15 protein-coding genes are annotated in these 17836 nt (G+C 62.8%); 11 read left to right on the top strand and 4 right to left on the bottom strand.

The genetic code is table 11. From position 1 onward, the window contains the following. Positions 1 to 49 precede the first annotated feature (49 nt). Positions 50 to 1930 (top strand): molecular chaperone HtpG, encoded by a 1881-nt coding sequence (gene htpG, locus G520_RS0110155; protein ID WP_028535568.1) that lies wholly within the window; start codon positions 50 to 52, stop codon positions 1928 to 1930. Between the two features lie 80 nt (positions 1931 to 2010). On the opposite strand, the gene G520_RS0110150 is transcribed toward htpG, so the two are convergent. Both G520_RS0110150 and aceB read right to left on the bottom strand, forming a co-directional pair. After that, positions 2011 to 2622, bottom strand: a complete 612-nt coding sequence (locus tag G520_RS0110150) for a glutathione S-transferase N-terminal domain-containing protein (protein WP_028535567.1) — start codon at positions 2620 to 2622, stop codon at positions 2011 to 2013. Between the two features lie 119 nt (positions 2623 to 2741). Next, positions 2742 to 4337 (bottom strand): malate synthase A, encoded by a 1596-nt coding sequence (gene aceB / locus G520_RS0110145; RefSeq protein WP_028535566.1) that lies wholly within the window; start codon positions 4335 to 4337, stop codon positions 2742 to 2744. A gap of 137 nt (positions 4338 to 4474) precedes the next feature. Here aceB and G520_RS0110140 point away from each other — a divergent pair, with 137 nt between their 5' ends. Together G520_RS0110140 and G520_RS0110135 are read left to right on the top strand one after the other, a co-directional pair. Beyond that, on the top strand, positions 4475 to 5371 hold the full coding sequence (locus tag G520_RS0110140) for a LysR family transcriptional regulator (RefSeq protein WP_028535565.1): 897 nt from the start codon (positions 4475 to 4477) through the stop codon (positions 5369 to 5371). 36 nt (positions 5372 to 5407) lie between these two features. Further along, on the top strand, positions 5408 to 5839 hold the full coding sequence (locus tag G520_RS0110135) for a hypothetical protein (protein ID WP_028535564.1): 432 nt from the start codon (positions 5408 to 5410) through the stop codon (positions 5837 to 5839). Here the strand turns inward: G520_RS0110135 and G520_RS0110130 are convergent. Then, positions 5836 to 6315, bottom strand: a complete 480-nt coding sequence (locus G520_RS0110130; protein WP_028535563.1) for a GNAT family N-acetyltransferase — start codon at positions 6313 to 6315, stop codon at positions 5836 to 5838. The genes G520_RS0110135 and G520_RS0110130 overlap by 4 nt on opposite strands. A 69-nt stretch (positions 6316 to 6384) precedes the next feature. Further along, the gene (aceA, locus tag G520_RS0110125; RefSeq protein ID WP_028535562.1) at positions 6385 to 7665 is read right to left on the bottom strand and encodes an isocitrate lyase; all 1281 of its coding nucleotides are present in this window, start codon (positions 7663 to 7665) and stop codon (positions 6385 to 6387) included. 466 nt (positions 7666 to 8131) lie between these two features. Between aceA and grpE the strand changes: the two genes are divergently transcribed. The 8 genes from grpE (at position 8132) to G520_RS0110085 (ending at position 17772) form a co-directional block, all read left to right on the top strand. Next, positions 8132 to 8677: a nucleotide exchange factor GrpE gene (gene grpE, locus G520_RS0110120; protein ID WP_028535561.1), complete on the top strand. Its 546-nt coding sequence runs from the start codon at positions 8132 to 8134 to the stop codon at positions 8675 to 8677. A 118-nt stretch (positions 8678 to 8795) separates the two neighbouring features. Continuing rightward, positions 8796 to 10718 (top strand): molecular chaperone DnaK, encoded by a 1923-nt coding sequence (dnaK, locus tag G520_RS0110115; protein WP_028535560.1) that lies wholly within the window; start codon positions 8796 to 8798, stop codon positions 10716 to 10718. A gap of 81 nt (positions 10719 to 10799) precedes the next feature. Further along, positions 10800 to 11933, top strand: coding sequence for a molecular chaperone DnaJ (gene dnaJ / locus G520_RS0110110; protein ID WP_028535559.1), 1134 nt, complete (start codon positions 10800 to 10802; stop codon positions 11931 to 11933). A gap of 214 nt (positions 11934 to 12147) precedes the next feature. Then, positions 12148 to 13815 (top strand): ABC transporter substrate-binding protein, encoded by a 1668-nt coding sequence (locus tag G520_RS0110105; protein ID WP_028535558.1) that lies wholly within the window; start codon positions 12148 to 12150, stop codon positions 13813 to 13815. 64 nt (positions 13816 to 13879) lie between these two features. Next, positions 13880 to 14836 (top strand): ABC transporter permease, encoded by a 957-nt coding sequence (locus G520_RS0110100; protein ID WP_028535557.1) that lies wholly within the window; start codon positions 13880 to 13882, stop codon positions 14834 to 14836. A 12-nt stretch (positions 14837 to 14848) separates the two neighbouring features. Next, positions 14849 to 15787 carry an oligopeptide ABC transporter permease gene (opp4C, locus tag G520_RS0110095; RefSeq protein ID WP_211222802.1) on the top strand — a complete coding sequence of 313 codons (939 nt, stop codon included), beginning with the start codon at positions 14849 to 14851 and terminating at the stop codon, positions 15785 to 15787. Positions 15788 to 15799: 12 nt separating this feature from the next. Further along, a complete protein-coding gene (locus G520_RS0110090; RefSeq protein WP_028535555.1) occupies positions 15800 to 16789 on the top strand; it encodes an ABC transporter ATP-binding protein in 990 nt (329 codons plus the stop codon). Beyond that, positions 16786 to 17772, top strand: a complete 987-nt coding sequence (locus tag G520_RS0110085) for an ABC transporter ATP-binding protein (RefSeq protein ID WP_211222801.1) — start codon at positions 16786 to 16788, stop codon at positions 17770 to 17772. The genes G520_RS0110090 and G520_RS0110085 overlap by 4 nt, the downstream gene beginning before the upstream one ends. Positions 17773 to 17836 lie beyond the last annotated feature (64 nt).

Genomic DNA, 17836 nt, shown 5'->3' with positions numbered 1-17836 from the left:
CCGATGCCCCTATCTGTGCCCTATCGTTGACCAACCTCGAATCCTGACCATGAGTACACAGAAAGAAACCCTGGGCTTTCAGACCGAAGTCAAGCAACTGCTTCACCTGATGATCCATTCTCTGTATTCCAACAAGGAAATTTTCCTGCGGGAACTTGTCTCCAATGCTTCCGATGCCGCCGACAAGCTGCGCTTCGAAGCCATTGCCGCTCCCGATCTGCTCGGTGACGACCCCGAACTGCGCATCCGCATCAGCGCCGATGCCGAGGCGCGCACCCTGACCATCTCCGACAACGGCATCGGGATGAGCCGCGAAGAAGTGATCGAGAATATCGGTACCATCGCCAAGTCCGGCACCCGCGCCTTTCTCGATTCGCTCAGCGGCGACGCCAGAAAAGACGCCAACCTGATCGGCCAGTTCGGCGTCGGCTTCTATTCCGGGTTTATCGTGGCCGACAAGATCACGCTGACCACCCGCCGCGCAGGCGCGGCCGAGGCCGTGCGCTGGGAGTCGCAGGGCGAGGGCGAGTACACGCTGGAAGCCGTCGACAAGGCCGGCCGCGGTACCGAGATCGTGCTGCACCTGAAAGAGGGCGAGGATGAATTCCTCGGCGATTGGCGCCTGCGTCAGATCGTGCACACCTACTCGGATCATATCTCGGTGCCGATCGAGATGAAGGCCGCCGCCAAGGAAGACGGGGAAGAGCCCGCTTTCGAAGCGGTCAACCAGGCGTCCGCCTTGTGGACGCGCGCGAAGAGCGACATCAGCGACGAGCAATACCGCGAGTTCTACAAGCATGTTGCGCATGATTTCAGCGACCCGCTGGCCTGGACCCACGCGCGGGTCGAAGGCCGCCAGGAATACACCGAGTTGCTGTATCTGCCGTCGCGCGCGCCCTTCGATCTGTATGAGCGCGAACGCAAGCAGGGCGTGAAGCTGTATGTGCGCCGCGTCTTCATCATGGAAGATACCGAGAAGCTGATGCCGCACTATCTGCGCTTCGTGCGCGGCGTCATCGACTCCAGCGATCTGCCGCTCAATGTGTCGCGCGAGATTCTGCAGCAGTCGCGCGATATCGACGCGATCCGCGCCGGCTGCGTCAAGAAAGTGCTGGCTTTGCTGGAAGACCTGGCCGCCAACGACGCAGAGAAGTACACCACGTTCTGGAATACCTTCGGCCAGGTGCTGAAAGAGGGCGTGGGCGAGGATTTTGCCAACAAGGATCGCATCGCCGCCTTGCTGCGCTTCGCGTCGAGCACCGTGGAGAGCGATGCGGCAACGGTGTCGCTGGCCGACTACGTCGGCCGCATGAAAGAAGGCCAGGAGAAGATTTACTACATCACGGCGGAAACCCTGTCCGCCGCGCGCAATAGTCCTCATCTGGAAATCTTCAAGAAGAAGGGGGTCGAGGTTCTGCTGCTGACCGACCGTGTCGACGAGTGGGTGACGGCGAGCCTGACCGAGTTTGACGGCAAGGCGCTGGTGTCGGTGGCCAAGGGCGCGCTCGATCTGGGCAGTCTCGAGGACGATGCCGATAAAAAGGCGCAGGAGGCGGCGGAAGAAGCATCGCGCCCCCTGGTCAAGCGCATCCGCGATGCGCTCGGCGACAAGGTGGCCGAGGTGCGTGCCACGGCCCGTCTGACCGACAGTCCGGCCTGCCTGGTGGTGGGCGAGAACGATATGAGCACGCACCTTGAGCGCATGCTCAAATCGGTCGGGCAGAGCGTCGATGCGGTCAAGCCAACGCTGGAAATCAATCCCGGGCACTTGCTGGTCAAGCGCCTGGCCGACGAGCAGGACGAAAACCGCGCCACGGCGCTGGCCCAGGTGCTGTTCGATCAGGCTCTGCTGGCCGAGGGCGGCAAACTCGACGATCCGGCGACCTTCGTCAAGCGTATCAACGCACTGATGCTGGAGTTGTCGGTCTGAGCGTCGCGGGCGGCGAGTCCGCCCGCCGTTCCATGACAAACGCCCCGCAATGCGGGGCGTTTGTCATGGAACGGCGGAATTCAGTTTTCCGGCGGGGCGGTGTCGATGAAGGATGGGCGGGCCGACAATTTCACGCGCAAGGCTTCCAGATTCGGGTATAGCGTTTTCCAGTCGAGCGCGGGCAGGCGGAAGTCGAGGTAGCACAGACAACAGCCGACGGCGATATCGGCCAGGCCGTAGCCGTCGCCGTGACACCAGGCCCGCTCGCCGAGGTCGGCGGATAGCCGCGCGAGTGCGCGCTCGATTTTCTCGTGCTGGCGGGCGATCCATTCCGGCATCTGCTTCTCGGCCGGGCGCCGCTGCTCGAGCACGATGGCGACCAGGGCGTCGACCACACCGTCAGCCAGCGCTTCCCAGCGGCGCGTGAGTATGGCCTGGCGGTTGCCTTCGGGAATCAGCCGCGACACGGGCGAGATGTTATCGAGGTACTCCACGATCACGCGCGAATCGTACAGAGTCATCCCGTCGTCGAGTTCGAGCACGGGCACCTTGCCCAGCGGGTTGTAGCTGGGCACGGCGCTGGCGGCATCCCAGGGGACGTCCACCTGGATGGGGCAGTCGATCTTCTTTTCCGCCAGTACGATGCGGACCTTGCGGGCATAAGGGCTGGTAAGTGACGCGATCAGTTTCATTTTGGTATCGGCTGTCTCCGGCCTTGCGAGCGGGCCATCATAAATATGTAACCCGCTCACTTTAGCTCAACAGAGTCGCAACTGAAAGTGCCCGTGATGCGACAGGGGGCGGGCTCGCCTCAGTCGAGGTAGTCGTAGCCGGGCAACGTCAGAAACTCGACAAAGTGATCGTCGGTGGTCAGCCGGTCGAACATGGCGGCGGCATCGTCGTACTGCCGCGTCCAGCGTGCGCCGTATTCCTGCTTCAGCCGCGCGATCTCGACTGCCATCAGCTCGCGGAACAGTGCGACCGTGACCTTGCGCCCGTCGTCGAGCACGCCCTTGGGCGAGCGTATCCATTGCCATATCTGCGAGCGGGAAATCTCGGCGGTGGCGGCATCTTCCATCAGATTATGGATGGGCACGCAGCCGTTGCCGGAAATCCACGATCCCAGATACTGGATGCCGACATTGATGTTCATCGCCAGGCCGGCTTCGGTGATCGGCGTCTCCGGTTGGAAACGGATCAGGTCGGCAGCGCAGATGCTGACATCGTCGCGTTGTTTTTCGATCTGGTTGGGGCGGTCGCCCAGTACCGCGGCGAAAGCCGCCGCCGCGATCGGCACCAGGCCGGGGTGGGCGATCCAGCCGCCGTCGTAGCCGTCGCCGGCATCGCGTTCCTTGTCGGCGCGGACGCCGGCCAGCGCCTTGTCGTTGGCGGCGGCATCGTTCTTGATCGGAATCAGCGCCGCCATGCCGCCGATGGCCGGCGCGCAGCGGCGATGGCAGGTTTTCAGCAGCAGCAGGGCATAGGAGCGCATGAAGGGCACGGTCATCGTGATCTGGCCGCGATTGGCGAGACAGAAGTCGCGGTTGTGCTTGAATTTCTTGATGCAGCTGAAAATATAGTCCCAGCGGCCGGCGTTGAGGCCGCTGCTGTGCTCGCGCAGTTCGAACAGGATCTCGTCCATCTCGAAGGCGGCAAGTATGGTTTCGATCAGGACAGTGGCCTTGATCGTACCGGCGGGAACCCCGAGCGCCTGCTGCGCGGCGAGGAAAACGTCGTTCCACAGGCGCGCTTCCAGATGGCTCTCCATCTTGGGCAGGTAGTAATAGGTGGCCGAGCCGTGCTCGCGCAGATAATGGATGTTGTGAAAGAACGACAGGGCGAAATCGAACAGGGCGCCGCTCACGGCTTCCCCGTCCACCAGTACGTGTTTCTCCAGCAGATGCCAGCCGCGCGGGCGCAGGATCAGGGTGGCGATGCTGTCGGCCAGGCGGTAGGACTTGCCTTCCGGACTCGTCCACTCGATGGTGCGGCGGTAGGCATCGCAGACGTTGATCTGGCCTTCGATCTGGTTGTCCCAGGTCGGGCAGTTGGAGTCTTCGAAGTCGGCCATGAAACTGTTGGCGCCCGAATTCAGGGCATTGATCATCATCTTGCGTTCGACCGGGCCGGTAATTTCGACGCGACGGTTGAGCAGGTCGGCGGGCAAGGGCGCAATGCGCCAGTCGGATTCGCGGACCGCCGCGGTGGAGGACAGGAAATCGGGCAGCACACCGGCATCGAGTTCGACCTGACGCAGATCGCGCGCGGCCATCAGCTCGCGCCGTCGTCCTTCGAAGCGGCGGTGCAGCATGGCGACAAAGGCCAGTGCCGGCTCGCTCAGGATGGCGGCATAGCGTTCGTTGGACGGGGCGGTGAGGGTGACACCGTGCGGCAAGCTCTGATCCATGGCTGGGACTCCTCGGGCGTGCGGGTTGGAGATGACATCAGTCTAAAGGCTGTGCCATCCAGAAAAAAGATCGAATTAGACAAGTCATCTTTTACTTTTTAGTATCTAATACTTCGCGTTCGATTGAGAGGGCCGTCATGGACGGTTTCAAGCAACTCGAGAGCTTTGTCGCCGTGGTCAAGCACGGCAGCCTGTCGGCTGCCGCGCGCGAGCTCGGCGTGGTCGCGGCGGTCATCGGACGGCGGCTCAATGCGCTGGAAGAGCGGCTCGGTGCGCGTCTGCTGGTCAGGACGACGCGCAGCCTGACGCTGACTCAGGAGGGCAGCGCCTTCTACGAGGATACCTTGCGCATTCTGGCCGAACTGCGCGATGCCGAGTCGGCGGTCGGCAGCGGCGGGGCGCGGGTGCGCGGCCACTTGCGTCTGACGGCTCCCGCCGGTTTCGGCCGCCGCCATGTGGCGCCGCATGTGGCGGCCTTCCAGCAAGCGCATCCCGATCTGCGCGTGACGCTCGACCTGTCCGACCGCCTGGTCGATCTGCTGCGCGAGCCGGTCGATTGCGCGATCCGTATCAGCGAGCTGGCCGATTCCGGCCTGGTCGCGATCCGGCTCGCGGAAAACCGGCGCGTGGTGGTGGCCGCTCCCGCCTATCTCGAGCGCTGCGGCGTACCGCTGACCCCCATCGATCTGGCGCAGCACCAGTGCCTGTCGCTCGGAGAGAGCCAGAGCCGCGGCTGGGTGTTTCACGATCAGGGCCGGCAGAGCGGCCTGCGCGTCTCGGGCATGCTGGAGTGCAACGACGGCGCCGTGCTGCGCGACTGGGCCGTGGAGGGGCTCGGCTTGGCCTGGCGCTCGTGGTGGGAGGTGAAGGACGACCTGGCCGCCGGGCGGCTCGTCACCGTGCTCGACCGCTTCTCGGCGCCGGACTATCCTGTGTGCGCCGTGGTGGCGCAGCGCAAGTTTCTGCCGCCGCGCGTGCGGCATTTTATCGATTATCTGAAGTCGGTCTACGCTCGCGCCGGATACTGGGATTGAGGGCGCCGCAGCGGATGCGACGGGAAAGGTCCGGACATGATGCGGATTAAACGGGCAGCGGTCGCGGCCTTGTGCGCGCTGACGACGCTCGCGGCAGAGGCCGCCGAACATGAATATGTGCTCGACTGCCTGCCGGGCGGGGATGCCGGCCTGAACGTGGCCGAGGTGATCCGCAGCCGGCTTGAGCTGCATGACTGGCGCGAGAATGTGAAAAGCGGCGGTTATCATCTGTGCTTTCGCATCGAAGCGAGGCAGATCATGGTGCCCGACGCGGCGTACGGCGGTGGCTACTATCGTGGCGGGGCACCGCTGTATCGTGCCGAGATCGTGCGCATGCTGAGTCTGCGCGTGAACAGGGGGGCGGGAACGCCCTCCTGGCGCGAGGACAGCGAAGCGCTGGCCGAGGATACGCCGCAGGCGATCGACCAGGCCGTTCGCGCGCTGATTGACCGGCTGCCGCTGGATTAATCGCTGGCGGCGGGGGACAGCCATTTCTCCATGACCGCGTTGGGCAGCATTGCGCCGCGACGGCTGACGGTCTGCCGCTGGCGCAGCCGGAAGTCCCAGGCGGTAAAAAAGGCTTCGGCGGCCAGGCTGACCTGGGCCGTGAGCAGGCCGATGCCGCGTTCGCGTGCCCCGTCGTGCAGACGCGTCATCAGCAGAGTGCCGACGCCGCGACGCTGCCAGTCGGCGTGAACGAAAAAGTGCGTGATCGTTCCATCGGACTGGAGATCGGCGTAGGCGACGATCTGGCCATCGTATTCGACCACCAGCGGCAACAGGCCGCGTATCGCCTGCACCCATTCCTGCTCGTCGACGGCAGGCGGCGACCACGCCGCACGCTGCTCGGCGTTGTAATAGGCGGCATCGATGGCGTGCACCGCGCTATGAAATATTTTCCATAGCCGCATTTCCTCACCCGACTGCACGGACCGTGTCTTCATGGCGTCGCTTTCCTGGTGCCCGGACGCGCAAAGCCCGCCGGATCGCTCCGGCGGGCGGCGGTTTGCGGCTTAGTGGAACTGCTCTTCTTCGGTCGAGCCCTTGAGCGCCGTCGTCGAAGACTGCCCGCCCTGTATGGCCTGGGTGACCGAGTCGAAGTAGCCGGTGCCCACTTCACGCTGGTGCTTGACGGCGCTGAAGCCCAGCTCCGCGGCGGCGAACTCGTTTTGCTGCAGTTCGACGAAGGCGGTCATGCCTTCGCGCGCATAGCCGTGCGCGAGGTGGAACATGGAGTAGTTCAGGCTGTGGAAGCCGGCCAGTGTAATGAACTGGAAGCGGTAGCCCATGGCGCCGAGTTCACGCTGGAAGCGGGCAATGGTCGCGTCGTCGAGGTTCTTTTTCCAGTTGAACGACGGCGAGCAGTTGTAGGCCAGCATTTTTCCCGGGTATTTCGCGTGGATCGCCTCGGCGAACTTGCGCGCGTACTCGAGGTCGGGCTTGCCGGTTTCGCACCACACCAGGTCGGCGTAGGCGGCGTAGGCCAGACCGCGCGAAATCGCCTGTTCCAGACCGGGCTTGGTGCGATAGAAGCCTTCCACCGTGCGTTCACCGGTGCAGAACGGCCTGTCGCGCGGGTCGACATCCGACGTCAGCAGATCGGCCGCCTCCGCATCGGTACGGGCCACCAGCAGGGTCGGCACGCCATAGATATCGGCGGCGAGACGGGCGGCGGCGAGTTTTTCGACCGCTTCGCGCGTCGGCACCAGAACCTTGCCGCCCATATGACCGCATTTCTTCACGGAAGCGAGCTGGTCTTCGAAGTGGACGCCGGCGGCCCCCGCCTCGATCATGCTCTTCATCAGTTCGTGCGCGTTCAGAACGCCGCCGAAACCGGCTTCCGCGTCGGCGACAATGGGGGCGAAGAAGTCCGTTTCGTCGTTGCCTTCGGCATGGTGCAGCTGGTCGGCACGCTGGAAGGCGCGATTGATGCGCTCGACCACCGCCGGGACCGAGTTGGCCGGATACAGCGATTGATCGGGATACATCTCGCCGCTGAGATTGGCGTCGGCCGCGACTTGCCAGCCGGACAGATAGATGGCTTTCAGCCCGGCCTTGACCTGCTGCATGGCCTGGTTGCCGGTCAGCGCTCCCAGCGCGTTGATATACGGTTCGTCGTGCAGCAACTTCCACAGCTTGTCGGCGCCTTTGCGCGCGAGGGTGTACTCGATCTGGATCGAGCCGCGCAGCCGTTCTACATCGGCGGCGCTATAGCTGCGGGAAATCCCTTTCCAGCGCGGATTTTCGTCCCAGTCTTTCTGGATGGCGGCGATACGTTGTTCACGAGTGGACATGCGATACCCTTTACGAGTCGGTTTCTCTGCAGGCGGGGCCGAACCCCGCATTCCCTTTGAGTGTGGTGCGTTCGCGCCCAGGCCGACACGAGCCGGGTGCCCCCGATACGTGGGGAGGCCGCGCTGGTGCACCGTGATCCGGTGTTCCGGAATCTTCTAGTCGACGGGGGTTTGTGTACCCCCGTTGCGCGGCCATTCCGGCCTTGCGGATAGGGCCGGACGACATCGCCGCGTCATTTAATTTAAGCATAAAACAGCGGTTGATGTGCGCTGCAGCAAAAAAAATCTGTTTATTTTCAGTAACTAACAATGATGTTTTAAAACGAAATGCCAAGTGCATTGTTGATTTGCGTAAACGAACATATGTGTTGTTTCGCGATCATTGCGCAAACTGACTTGAATTTGCCGCGAAAGGCCCTACCTTGCATCAGGACATCATCAAGCTGATCCAATTCAAGGAATCGCCATGCAGGAAGAGAACAAAGTCGAGGCGGCCGAGGCCGGCAATGCCTCCGGGCCTGACAGCCATAGCGTCATCAGCGAGTCGTCGCCCGAAGAACGTATCGCGCAGCTGGAGGCCGAGCTGGCCGATGCCCGCGATCAGTTTCTGCGCAGCCGCGCGGAAATGGAAAACCTGCGCCGTCGCAATTCGGAAGATGTGGGCAATGCGCAGAAATATGCGATCAACAAGTTCGCGTCCGAGCTGCTGGGCGTCAAGGACAGCCTGGAAATGGCGCTGGCCGATCAGAGCGGCCAGTTCGAGGCGCTCAAATTCGGCGTCGATCTGACGCTGAAGCAACTGGTCGGCGCTTTCGAGAAGGTTCAGCTGCGCGAGATCGACCCGCTCGGCGAGTCGCTGGATCCGCACAAGCACCAGGCGATCGACACCGAAGTGTCCGATGCCGCGCCGAACACCATCGTGCGCGTAAGACTGAAAGGCTACCTGCTGGCTGACCGCGTTTTGCGCCCGGCAATGGTGGTCGTAGCCAAGCCTGCGGACCAGAACGATTGATTCAGAAGACTTTAGCTGGCAAACCCTCTTGAAAACACCGGTTTAGCCACGACTTGTCAAACATGACCCCGTGCCGCCGACATTGATGTGGCGGGCATATAGAGGAAAGGAATTTAAAATGGGTAAGATCATTGGTATTGACCTGGGCACCACCAACTCCTGCGTGGCCGTTCTTGAAAACGGTGTGCCGAAAGTCATCGAAAACGCCGAAGGCGCGCGTACCACTCCGTCCATCATCGCTTACATGGACGATGGTGAAATCCTGGTGGGTGCTCCGGCCAAGCGTCAGGCCGTGACCAACCCGCGCAACACCCTGTACGCGATCAAGCGCCTGATCGGCCGTCGCTTCGAAGACCGCGAAGTCCAGAAAGACATCGATCTGATGCCTTTCGAAATCAAGAAGGCCAAGAATGGCGACGCCTGGGTCAAGGTCCGCGACGACGAGCTGGCTCCGCCGCAGATCTCCGCCGAAGTGTTGCGCAAGATGAAAAAAGCGGCCGAAGACTATCTGGGCGAAGAAGTGACCGAAGCGGTGATCACCGTGCCGGCCTACTTCAACGACAGCCAGCGTCAGGCAACCAAGGATGCCGGACGCATCGCCGGCCTCGAAGTCAAGCGCATCATCAACGAACCGACCGCGGCTGCCGTGGCGTTCGGCCTCGACAAACAGGAAGGCGATCGCAAGATCGCCGTGTATGACCTGGGCGGCGGCACTTTCGATATCTCCATCATCGAAATCGCCGACGTGGATGGCGAGCATCAGTTCGAGGTGCTGTCGACCAACGGCGACACCTTCCTCGGTGGCGAAGACTTCGACCAGCGCCTGATCGATTACATCATCGGCGAGTTCAAGCGCGAACAGGGCGTCGATCTCAAGACCGATGTGATGGCGCTGCAACGCCTGAAAGAAGCGGCGGAAAAGGCCAAGATCGAACTGTCCTCCGGCCAGCAGACCGAAGTGACGCTGCCGTATATCACCATGGATGCCAGCGGTCCCAAGCATCTGTCGATGAAGATCACCCGCGCGAAGTTCGAGTCCCTGGTCGAAGACCTGATCGAACGCTCGATCGAGCCGTGCCGCGTGGCGCTGAAGGATGCCGGCCTCTCCGTCGGCGACATCCGCGACGTGATCGTGGTCGGCGGCCAGACCCGCATGCCCAAGGTCCTGGACAAGGTCAAGGAATTCTTCGGCAAGGAACCGCGCCGCGACGTGAACCCGGATGAAGCTGTCGCTGTCGGCGCCGCCATCCAGGGCTCGGTCCTGTCCGGCGACCGCAAGGACGTGCTGCTGCTGGACGTGACCCCGCTGTCGCTGGGTATCGAAACCATGGGCAGCGTGATGACCAAGCTGATCCAGAAGAACACCACGATCCCGACCAAGGCGACGCAGACGTTCTCCACCGCCGACGACAACCAGACCGCGGTGACCATCCACGTGCTGCAAGGCGAACGTGAAAAGGCTGCTGCCAACAAGAGCCTCGGTCAGTTCAATCTGGCCGATATTCCGGCCGCGCCGCGCGGCGTGCCGCAAATCGAAGTCACCTTCGATATCGACGCCAACGGTATTCTGCATGTGAGCGCCAAGGACAAGGCGACCGGCAAGCAGGCCAATATCACGATTCAGGCTTCCAGCGGTCTGTCGGAAGAAGAAATCCAGCGCATGGTGCAGGATGCCGAAGCCAACGCCGAGGAAGACAAGAAGCTGCACGAACTGGTTCAGGCCAAGAATCAGGGCGATACCCTGGTCCATTCGGTGAGAAAATCGCTCGCCGATTTCGGCGACAAGGTCTCGGCCGAGGAAAAGACCGCGATCGAAGCCGCGCTGAAGGAAGCCGAAGAAGCGGTCAAGGGCGATGACAAGGATGCGATCGACGCCAAGGTCGAAGCCTTGATGAAAGTGTCGCACAAGCTGGCCGAGCAGATGTATGCGCAGCAGCAGCCCGAAGGCGAAGCGGCTCCGGCCGGCGGCGCTTCGGCCGGCAAACCGGAAGACGGCAATGTGGTCGATGCCGAATTCGAGGAAGTGAAGAAGGACAAGTAAGCCCGCCTTCTTCACCGGGCACAGGCGGCGCCTTGGCGCGCCTGTGCCTTTTTTCGTAATGGTTGGACGCAGGGTCACAGCATGTCAAAACGAGATTTCTACGAGGTACTGGGCGTCAATCGCGATGCGTCCGATGAGGATATCAAGAAAGCGTATCGCAAGCTGGCGATGAAGTACCACCCGGACCGTAACCCGGACAGCAAGGAGTCGGAAGAGAAATTCAAGCAGGCGAAAGAAGCCTACGAGATCCTCTCCGACAGCCAGAAGCGTTCGGCCTACGATCAGTTCGGTCACGCAGGGGTCGATCCCAATGCGGGCGCGGGCGGGCGTGGCGGAGCAGGCTTCGGCGATTTCACCGACGCATTCTCGGATATCTTCGGCGACATTTTCGGCGGCGGACGCGGTGCAGGCGGCGGTGGCCGTTCCAATGTGTATCGTGGCGCCGATCTGCGCTACAACATGGAAATCACGCTGGAAGAAGCGGCGCGCGGCTGCGAGAAGCAGATTCGCATCCCCTCGCATCAGGCGTGCGACCATTGCAAGGGTTCCGGCGCCAAGCCCGGCACCCAGCCCAAGACCTGCTCCACCTGCGGCGGGCATGGCCAGGTGCGCATGAGCCAGGGTTTCTTTTCCATCCAGCAGACCTGCCCGAGCTGCCATGGCAGTGGCAAGCAGATCGCCGACCCGTGCCCGAAGTGCCACGGCGCAGGCCAGCTGAAGACCAACAAGACCCTGAACGTGAAGATTCCGCCGGGGGTCGACGAAGGCGATCGCATCCGGTTGTCGGGCGAAGGCGAACCCGGCCAGAATGGCGGGCCGGCCGGCGACCTGTATGTGGTCACGCATATCCGCCAGCACGCGGTGTTCCAGCGCGACGGCATGGACCTGCATTGCGAGATGCCGATCAGCTTCACCACGGCCGCTCTCGGCGGCGAAGTGGAGATTCCGACGCTGGAGGGCATGGCCAAGGTCAAGATCTCGTCCGAAACGCAAAGCGGCCGCGTTTACCGCTTGCGCGGCAAGGGCATCAAGGCCGTGCGCGGCAGCGATATCGGCGATCTGATGTGCCATGTCGTGGTGGAAACCCCGGTCAACCTGACCGAGCGTCAGCGCGAATTGCTGGAGGAGTTCGAGTCCATCAGCCTGGGCGACAGCGCCAAGCACAATCCGCGCGCCAAATCCTTCATGGACAAATTGCGCGAGTTCTTCGACTGAGCGCTGCATCGGCGGCAGGGCGAAAACGGATGGCCGCGGCCATCCGTTTTTTTTCATGGTGCGACAGGCTCCGGCACTTGGCGGGCAGGTCGGGTTTTATAATAAATTGATATTTCGAAAGCATTACTATCTGTTGGACGGCAGGCTGCGCGTAGCTCACTATATATCCTAAATGTATATAAATTGTTTTTAATGAAACAAAAGGATATAGAAGATGGGTGGAATACGGTTTGCGCGCCGACGGCTGCTGCTGGCGGCCATGGTATGGGGCCTGGGGACGATGGCAGCCGCCCAGGCGGCAGAAGAGGGATCGCTGCGCGCCAGCGACCCGTCGCGGCTTCCGGCGGCGGCCAGGGCGCGGCACGATGTCGTGGTCAGCGCCATCTCCGAACCGCAAGGCATTTTCAACCCCTATCTGTTCCATAACGGTTGGGACGAAAACGTCACCCAGGTCATCTTCGCCAATCTGGTCGGCCTCGACCGCCAGGGCAGGCCGGTTCCGCAGCTGGCCGAGTCGTGGCAGGTCAGCCGCGATAATCTCGTCTACACCTTCAAGCTGCGGCCGAATCTCAAGTTCAGCGATGGCTCGCCGCTGACCGCATCCGACGTCGAATTCACCCTCACGCTGCTGCACGACCCCAAATACGACGGCGAGACCGATATTTCGCTCGCCAATATCAAGGGCGGCGCCGACTACAAGGCCGGCCGCGCCGGTACGATCAGCGGGATCAAGGTGCTCGACCCGCGCACGATACGGATAACGACCACGGAAGCCGGCGCGGTGACCTTGCCCTTGATCGGCGGGCCGGTGCTGTCGCGTGCGTATTACGGCAAGAATTACACTCCCGGTCATCTCGATGGCGTGCGCACGCAAAGCGCGCGCCCGCTCGGAGCCGGACCGTATGTCTACGACAAGTACATTCCGGGGCAGGAAGTCCGCTTCCATGCCAACCCGTACTACTATGCCGGCAAGCCGCCGGTCCCGTTTTTCATCTACCGGATCACGTCGGACGCGACCAAACTGCAGCTGTTCCAGACCGGGGAAGTCGACAACGACCGCTTCTCGATCAACAAGGACAATATCGAGCAGCTCAAGAGTCTGGGGTTCGCCAATATCGACATCTACAACTCCAGCGATTACAGCCTGGTCGAATTCAACCTCAAGAAGCCCTATCTGAAAGATGTGCGTGTACGTCAGGCGCTGATCTACGGTCTCGACCGGCAGAAACTGGTGGATGTGGTCTATCAGGGCTATGGCAGCGTGGCGACCGAAGCGGTCGCGCCGGGGTCGTGGGCGTATGACCCGAGCGGGGTGAACCCGTATGCGTATAATCCCGCGCGTGCCCGGACCTTGCTCGACCAGGCCGGATGGAAAGTCGGCGCCGACGGCATCCGCGTCAAGGATGGCCAGCGCCTGACGCTGACCCTGCTGGCGACGCGCAAACTGCTGACCGATGCCCTGATCCCGATCGCCAAGGAAAGCTACAAGGCCATCGGCGTCGAACTGCGGCCCGAAGTCTCCGATTTCAACGCCTTGCTGGCGAAGCGCAAGGCCGGGCATTACGACCTGGCGACCTTCAGCACCTCGCTGATCAATGATCCGAACGAAGGCGTGCATGATTTTCTGACCTCGCAGAGCGTCAACGGTTATCACAATCCCCAGGTCGACCGGTTGACGGTCGAGGCCAACGCCACGCTGGACCTGAAGCGCCGCAAACAGCTTTATCACCAGCTGTATCAGGTGCTGGCCGGCGATCCGCCGGTGATCTATCTCGCCTATCGCAAGGTTCTGTCGGCCAGCAGCGCGCGCATCAGCGGTTTTACCCCTGATATCTACAACGGGATCATCACCAGCCTGCCGCATCTGAAAATCGTCAAGTAGTCATCGCTGCGACCGCGCCGCCGCCGCCCGCACGGGCCGCGGCGGCGCCTGTTTCGAGGTTCCCATGCGCCAATTCATTCTGCGCCGCGTGTTGCTGATGTTCCCGACCCTGCTCGGGGCATCGGCCGTCATTTTTTTCATCTTCGCGCTGACTCCCGGTGATTTCGTCGATGGCAGCATCAGCCTGAGCCCCGAGCGCGCGCTCGAACTCAAGGCCCTGTACGGTCTCGATCATCCGGCATGGCAACGCTATCTGCACTGGCTGTGGCAACTCGCGCACGGCGATCTCGGGTTTTCGCTGCAGTACCAGATCCCGGTGACCGAACTGCTCGATCGCTATGTGTGGAATTCCTTTCTGCTGGCCAGCGTGGTACTGGTGCTGTACTGGGGGCTGTCCCTGCTGATCGGCGTCACGGCGGCGGTGCGTCCGCATTCCTGGTACGACCGTCTGGTCACGCTGCTGGTGTTTGCCGCCATGTCGTTTCCGGTGTTTTTCCTCTGTCTGTTGCTGATCAAATGGTTTGCCGTCGATCTCGCATGGCTGCCGGTGGGCGGCATGATCGCCACCGGCAGCGAAAGCCGCGGCTGGGCGCATGTGCTGGAGGTTGCCGCGCACATGGTGCTGCCGGTGCTGACGCTGGTCATGCTGCAAGCCGGCAGCCTGACCCGCTATTTCCGAGCGAGCATGCTCGAAGCGCTGGCGCTCGACTGCGTGCGCACCGCGCGGGCCAAGGGGCTGAAAGAACGGACCGTCGTTTTTAAGCATGCGCTGCGCAACGGCCTGCTGCCGGTGATAACACTGCTCGGTTTCGAGCTGCCCGGCCTGTTCTCGGGGGCCATCGTGACCGAGAAGCTGTTCAACTGGCCCGGTGCCGGACATATCCATATCGATACCCTGGCCGCACGCGACTACCCGGTGCTGATGGGCTTTACCCTGTTTCTGGCCGTGCTGACGATTCTCGGCAATCTGCTGGCCGATATCGCCTATGCGCTGGCCGATCCGCGCATTCGCATTCGCTGAGGAGCGTGAATCATGCGATCGTATTTCAACGGGCGCCGCCGCCGGCGTCAGGCCGAACTGGAAGCGTTGGCGGGCACCCTTGGACGTACCCGTTCGCCGCTGGGCGATGCCGTCTGGCGTCTGCGCCACTCGCGGCCGGCTTTGCTGGCGCTCGCCGTGCTGGGGCTGATGGTGCTGGCCTGTGTCTTCGGACCGTGGCTGACGCCATGGCAGCTGGACAGTACCGACGCGCTGCTGAGCAATAGCGCACCCAGCGCCCGGCACTGGCTGGGGACGGATTTTCTCGGTCGAGACATCCTGACCCGCTTGCTGGTCGCCGGCCGCATCTCGCTGAGCGTCGGCTTCGTCTCGGTGCTGCTGTCGGTGCTGCTCGGTTATACCGCCGGCGCGCTGGCCGGCTATCTTGGCGGTATCGTCGATGCGCTGATCATGCGCTTTGCCGATTTGCTGATGACGATACCCAGCCTGCCCTTGCTGATCATCATGGGGGCGGTGTTGTCCGAACTGAAGGTGGACCCCGACTACCGCATCTATATGGTCATGTTGATGCTGAGCCTGCTGTCGTGGACCTCGCTCGCACGCATCGTGCGCGGGCAGATCCTGTCCTTGCGCGAACGCGACTTCATGCTGGCGACCGAAGTGCTCGGCCTGTCCACGCGGCGCCGGCTGTTCCGGCACCTGTTGCCCAATACGGTTCCGCTGCTGATCGTGGCGGCGACCATGGGCGTGGCCGGCGCGATTCTCAACGAATCCTACCTCAGCTACCTCGGGCTCGGCGTGGTGCCGCCGACGCCTTCATGGGGCAATATGATGGATACCGCCAACAGCTTTGTCGATTTCCAGCGTCGTCCCTGGCTGTGGATGCCGCCCGGACTGGCGATTTTCTGTACCGTAATTGCGATCAACGTCCTCGGCGACTGCTTGCGCGATGCGATCGACCCCAAACGCTGAACGCAGGACACGATGATGACGCACGCGAACCCGCCCTTGATCGAATTCTCCCACCTCTCCACCCACTTCCATACCGGGCAGGGTATCGCCCGCGCGGTACAGGACCTGAGCTTCACCATTCGCGCGGGCGAAACCGTCGCCCTGGTCGGCGAATCGGGCTGCGGCAAGAGTGTCGCCGCGCTGTCGCTGCTCGGGCTCGTCGCGAAGCCGGCCGGCCGGATCGCCGGCGGTCGCCTGCTTTACCGCGGGCGCGATTTGCTGACTCTGGCACCGGAAGAACTGCGCCGGCTGCGCGGCAATGAGATAGCGATGATTTTCCAGGAGCCGATGTCCTCGCTCAACCCGGTGCTGAGCATAGGCGAGCAGATCGTCGAGCCCCTGATCGAGCATCGCGCCCTGACGCCGCGGGCGGCCTGGGAACGGGCCATCGCCTTGCTGGCCGAAGTCGGTATCCCGCGTCCCGGGAAAATCGTCGAAAGTTACCCGCACGAGTTGTCGGGCGGCATGTTGCAGCGGGTGATGATCGCCATTGCCATCAGCTGCCGCCCCGCGCTGTTGATCGCCGACGAGCCGACCACGGCGCTGGATATGACGATACAGGCGCAGATCCTGGACCTGCTGCAGAAACTGAAGCGCGAGCAGGGCATGGCGCTATTGCTGATCACCCACGATCTGGGGGTGGTGACCGAACTGGCCGACCATGTGCTGGTCATGTATGCGGGCCGCGTGGTCGAGAGCGGCCCGGCGCGGACGATATTCAAGCAGCCGGCCCACCCCTATACCCGCGGCCTGCTCGCTTCGCGTCCGGTGCCCGGACAGCGCTTGCGGCGCCTGCCCAGCATCCCGGGGCAGGTTCCCGATCCGGCCCGGCTGCCAGCGCATTGCGCATTTGCCGAACGCTGCAGCCTGGCCGGGCCGCGCTGCCGCACAGGCATTCCCGAAGCGGTCGACCTCGGCGACGGCCACCAGGCGGCCTGCGTGCTGTGCCGAAAGGAAGAATGATGAATGCTGAGAGCGAAGTTCTACTCGAAGTCCGCGATTTGAAGAAACATTTCCCTGTCCGCGGGGGCGTGTTCGGCCGCGTGAGCGGCCAGGTGCGTGCGGTGGACGGCGTCAGTTTCAGCCTGCGCCGCGGCACCACCCTGGGGCTGGTCGGCGAGTCGGGCAGCGGCAAGACGACGGTGGGCCGGACCGTGCTCGGTCTGCATGCGAAGACGGCGGGGCAGGTGCTGTTTCAAGGGCGCGATGTCCATGCTCTGGGCACGGCCCAGCTGAAAGCGCTGCGCCCGCGCATGCAACTGGTGTTCCAGTACCCCTACGGTTCGCTCAATCCGCGCCTGCGCGTCGGCGACGCGATCGGCGAGGCGCTGCTCGAGCATGGCATGGCCGCCGCCGCCGACGTGCGCGAGCGGGTGCTGGAGGTGATGCATATCTGCGGGCTCGCGTCCTACCATTACGAGCGCTATCCGCACGAGTTCTCGGGCGGGCAGCTGCAGCGCATCGGCATCGCGCGCGCGCTCGCGCTGAAACCCGATCTGATCGTGGCCGACGAACCGGTGTCGGCGCTCGATGTGTCGATCCAGGCTCAGATCATCAATCTGTTTTCGGACCTGAAAGAAGAGCAGGGGGTGACATTTTTGTTCATCTCGCACGATCTGGCCGTGGTCGAGCACCTGTGCGACGACATCGCGGTCATGTATCTCGGGGTGATCGTGGAGCGGGCCCCGCGCGATGCGCTGTTCGCGCATCCGCTGCATCCGTATACCGAGGCGTTGCTGTCGGCGATTCCGCTGGCCGACCCGGATGCCCCGCGCCAGCGCATCGTGCTGCAGGGCGAATTGCCGAGTCCGGCCCAGCCCCCGGACGGCTGCCGCTTTCATGGCCGCTGCCCGCGCGCGCAAGCCGCGTGCGCGCAGGTGGAGCCGTCGTTGCGCGACCTCGGCGACGGACACTTCGTCGCCTGCCATCTGCATGGCGCGCTCTGAGCAGAGAGTACGAAAAAAAGCCGCTTCCCGTGGGAAGCGGCTCAAGTTTTCGAAAGAAACGCGG

The sequence above is a fragment of the Paludibacterium yongneupense DSM 18731 genome, assembly GCF_000422925.1.
Classification (GTDB): Bacteria; Pseudomonadota; Gammaproteobacteria; order Burkholderiales; family Chromobacteriaceae; genus Paludibacterium; species Paludibacterium yongneupense.
The sequence above is the reverse complement of the archived record's forward strand: the minus strand, read 5'-3'. Positions and strand labels throughout refer to the sequence as shown.

Coding starts and splice junctions, on each gene's coding strand:
- aceA (WP_028535562.1), bottom strand. CDS start 7,665: ATGTCCACTCGTGAACAACGTATCGCCGCCATCCAGAAAGACTGGGAC.
- G520_RS0110090 (WP_028535555.1), top strand. CDS start 15,800: ATGATGACGCACGCGAACCCGCCCTTGATCGAATTCTCCCACCTCTCC.
- grpE (WP_028535561.1), top strand. CDS start 8,132: ATGCAGGAAGAGAACAAAGTCGAGGCGGCCGAGGCCGGCAATGCCTCC.
- dnaJ (WP_028535559.1), top strand. CDS start 10,800: ATGTCAAAACGAGATTTCTACGAGGTACTGGGCGTCAATCGCGATGCG.
- G520_RS0110100 (WP_028535557.1), top strand. CDS start 13,880: ATGCGCCAATTCATTCTGCGCCGCGTGTTGCTGATGTTCCCGACCCTG.
- G520_RS0110140 (WP_028535565.1), top strand. CDS start 4,475: ATGGACGGTTTCAAGCAACTCGAGAGCTTTGTCGCCGTGGTCAAGCAC.
- G520_RS0110135 (WP_028535564.1), top strand. CDS start 5,408: ATGATGCGGATTAAACGGGCAGCGGTCGCGGCCTTGTGCGCGCTGACG.
- dnaK (WP_028535560.1), top strand. CDS start 8,796: ATGGGTAAGATCATTGGTATTGACCTGGGCACCACCAACTCCTGCGTG.
- G520_RS0110105 (WP_028535558.1), top strand. CDS start 12,148: ATGGGTGGAATACGGTTTGCGCGCCGACGGCTGCTGCTGGCGGCCATG.
- opp4C (WP_211222802.1), top strand. CDS start 14,849: ATGCGATCGTATTTCAACGGGCGCCGCCGCCGGCGTCAGGCCGAACTG.
- G520_RS0110150 (WP_028535567.1), bottom strand. CDS start 2,622: ATGAAACTGATCGCGTCACTTACCAGCCCTTATGCCCGCAAGGTCCGC.
- aceB (WP_028535566.1), bottom strand. CDS start 4,337: ATGGATCAGAGCTTGCCGCACGGTGTCACCCTCACCGCCCCGTCCAAC.
- htpG (WP_028535568.1), top strand. CDS start 50: ATGAGTACACAGAAAGAAACCCTGGGCTTTCAGACCGAAGTCAAGCAA.
- G520_RS0110130 (WP_028535563.1), bottom strand. CDS start 6,315: ATGAAGACACGGTCCGTGCAGTCGGGTGAGGAAATGCGGCTATGGAAA.
- G520_RS0110085 (WP_211222801.1), top strand. CDS start 16,786: ATGATGAATGCTGAGAGCGAAGTTCTACTCGAAGTCCGCGATTTGAAG.